This is a genomic window from Halochromatium roseum, from assembly GCF_016653315.1.
GTDB classification, from domain to species: domain Bacteria; phylum Pseudomonadota; class Gammaproteobacteria; order Chromatiales; family Chromatiaceae; genus Lamprobacter; species Lamprobacter roseus.
In genome coordinates this window covers 1-2877 of record NZ_NHSH01000047.1, presented here as the reverse complement: position 1 = coordinate 2877, position 2877 = coordinate 1, and the positions used below count along the sequence as shown (strand labels likewise).

Here is a 2877-nt window from a genome sequence, read left to right as displayed (position 1 = left end):
TTTCATTCAGACCGAGCGCTTCGGCGATCTGCAGGTTCGACTGGTTCAGGCCCATCAAGTACAGAGAGGAAAACCACACCGACAGCGGCTGGTGGCGTCCCATGAAGAGTGTCCCCGTCAGATCATCAAAGCGTTTCTCGCAGTTTCGACAGGTGTAGCGGCGACAGGCCCTGTGTCGGTGGCTACGGCCACGCTTGACGATCTTGTTGGAACCACAACGTGGACAATCAACGACGTACGGTCAACGCATCCGTCGGACTTCGTCGTCGCATTTCTCTTCGTCGATCAAGTCGTTGAGACGGCACATCGGAGCAGCACGTGTTGAGTCAGATGCCTGACCTTAGCATGTCCTCAAAACCCACTATGAGCCACGGCGAATATCGGCTGGCTTGGGCTACAGCTGATCCTCGCCAACGGCGGCACCTGCTTAGTGCCGGAGCGGGTCGCGGCCTCTTATCTGGAGGGTGGCTGCCTGCATCGCATCCACGACAGCCCGAGCTTATGCTTGCCGACCTATGTGGTCTATCCGACTTCGGGCAGCAGGGACGTCGTTGACGCAGCACTGGAGGCGTTGCGGGCGCTGATTGCCGAAGAGCAGGCTGAGTTAGATTGAAATGACAGGCTGAGAACGGCAGGGACTCAACGGCACTTACCCGACCCCCGTGCGGGATGAGCGGCAGCTGTCTGCCGATCAAGAAGACGATCTTTGCATGGAGCGCAACCGTTCTAGAAAGGCATCCGACAGCCACAAACCTCCGCGATGGCGCAGCTCCTCTAAGAGTATGAAGGGGTCTTCGGTCAAGCCGGATTCAGCCGCTGCCAGCACGATGCCGACGGTTCCCGTAATCGCCAGGCCGAGGCGTCGGGCGAGCCGTCGTCCTGCCATGTCGTCGATGATCAGCAACTCGCTGCCAAGTCGCTGCGCGAGGGCGATCGCTGCGGCTTCACCGAGATCGACCTCGGCCGCTGCCAGCATCAGAACGGGATCGCTTGTCACAGATTCGGTAATCCGAACGAACGACAGTTGGCGCCGCCAGTTTGCATGGATCGCTCCTGCCTCATCGAGTTCTACGGCTACCTCAGATGGAATCGTGACGCTGCCGTAAAGCCGCTGAAGTAAGTCAGTCCGGCCGATCTTCAGCAGGCAGGAAAGGGGCGTCGTGTTGCAGACGCTTGCGCTGCTTGCATGTCCGTGAGCGCCTCTTCCGGCGACCCGCCCCAAGCCACTCGGCGTTGGGCGAGCAAGGTTTGGAACGCCACGCGATCCATGTTGGCGATGGTCCTCGCCTGAGTCGGCTCCAGCAGGGCCTCCTTGACGAGGAAGATGGCAAACTCGCAATGCAGCTCTTGTTCCGCGCGACCGGCTGGTAGCTTCAGCGCATTGAAAGCGTCGTCGGGTATCTGAAGGCAGTGCATGATGTGGTCGACCTGTCCGGGTAACCGTACAATAAAGATCAACTTAACGCGTCTAACCGCGCGCCACCGGCAGCCCGGCATGACGCCACTCGGGCAGGCCATCGGCCAGGCGTCGAGCCTCGAAGCCAGCCTCGCGCAGCGCCGCGACCGCCTCGAACGAGAGCACACACCAAGGACCGCGGCAGTAGGCGACGACCTGACGCTCCGGGGGCAGCTCCGCCAGTCGGGTCTTGAGTTGGTCCAAAGGGATATTCAGGGCGCCTGGCAGATGGCCCTGGCCGAACTCTTCGTGCGGGCGCACATCGAGCACCGTCACCAGCCCATCCTGCGCCTGTGCCAACAGCTCTGCGGCCGGCATCGGCTCGAGCGCATCACGCTGCAGCAGATACTGCGCCATCAGCTCAGCGACCGCATCGCTGCGATCCTGGGCGATGCCGCGCAGCGCGGCGAGGGCGTCCAGCGCCCGCTCATCGCCGAGCGAATAGCGCACATACTTGCCATCGCGACGCGCATTGACCAGCCCCGCAGCCTTGAGCTGCTGCAGATGCTTGGAGGTGTTGGCCACCGACAGCCCGCTGAGCCGCACCAACTCTTCGACGCTGCGCTCGCCTTGGGCCAGGTAGTCGAGCAGCTCCAAGCGTGCCGAATGCCCCAGGGCGCGCGCGATCACGGCAAGATGCTCGAACAGCTGTTGTTTGGGCGATGCAGACTGAGACTGGGTCACGATGAGCGGCTGGCAAGGACAGGGAGCTACAGTATACCGCCACGCGCATCAGAAGCCGCTCGCCATCCCTCGACACTCAGCCTTCACCAGCCGACAGCCGACAGCCATCATTCAACGTTGTATTTGAATGATGCTGATGCTCATGGGATACTGCCGCCTTCAATCTCGACTGCGGAGCCCACACCCAGAGACATTTGCGCAGTCTCTAACTCACTGAATTGAATGAGCCTACAAGTCGGGTCGGATTTCGTTTACCCCAGCGGCGAAGGAACAATCAATGATTTGCGCGTGACGCTCGGCCGAGAAGGGGAAAAATCACCCCAAGCGCCACGCAGGGGGTGAAAAAGGGTGGCCACCAAGGGATCATTGTCGTTGTCGAGACGACACCCCTGAAGAGGAGAGACCCCTTGGTGACCATGACACAAACGAACCTGTTTTCCTGGGACGCGATCGAGGCGCGCAGTGATCTCGATCGCCTCCAACTGGCGATCGATCATCTCCCCGATGAGCGCCTGGTGCAATACCTCGAGGTGATGCGCCAACAGGGGCGCAACGACTATCCGGTGCGCCCGATGTGGAATATGCTGCTCGCCGGCATCGTTTTCCAGCACGCGAGCTTGCCCGCAATCCCAGCCTCATGGAGGCCTGCGGCTTCGACCCGCTGCCGATTCAGCGCAAGCCCAAGCCCCAGATCGTGACCGATCCTGAGACCGGCCTTGCGCGCATTGAGGTGCCGC

Annotated in this window: 5 protein-coding genes; 1 reads left to right on the top strand and 4 read right to left on the bottom strand. The window is 61.3% G+C overall.

The window, feature by feature from the left end:
• Nucleotides 1-430: 430 nt before the first annotated feature.
• The gene (locus CCR96_RS07545; protein ID WP_242518719.1) at nt 431-613 is read left to right on the top strand and encodes a hypothetical protein; all 183 of its coding nucleotides are present in this window, start codon (nt 431-433) and stop codon (nt 611-613) included.
• A gap of 78 nt (nt 614-691) precedes the next feature.
• Here CCR96_RS07545 and CCR96_RS25730 read toward each other — a convergent pair whose 3' ends face one another.
• The 4 genes from CCR96_RS25730 to CCR96_RS24220 form a co-directional block, all read right to left on the bottom strand.
• Complete coding sequence (locus tag CCR96_RS25730; RefSeq protein ID WP_476702834.1) at nt 692-1222, bottom strand: PIN domain-containing protein; 531 nt, start codon at nt 1220-1222, stop codon at nt 692-694.
• A complete protein-coding gene (locus tag CCR96_RS07535) occupies nt 1138-1458 on the bottom strand; it encodes a UPF0175 family protein (protein WP_201219444.1) in 321 nt (106 codons plus the stop codon). The genes CCR96_RS25730 and CCR96_RS07535 overlap by 85 nt, the downstream gene beginning before the upstream one ends.
• Nucleotides 1459-1468: 10 nt before the next feature.
• Entirely contained in the window at nt 1469-2140 is a 672-nt protein-coding gene (locus CCR96_RS07530) for a metalloregulator ArsR/SmtB family transcription factor (RefSeq protein WP_201219442.1), read from the bottom strand.
• A gap of 251 nt (nt 2141-2391) precedes the next feature.
• Entirely contained in the window at nt 2392-2682 is a 291-nt protein-coding gene (locus CCR96_RS24220) for a hypothetical protein (RefSeq protein ID WP_207191907.1), read from the bottom strand.
• Nucleotides 2683-2877 lie beyond the last annotated feature (195 nt).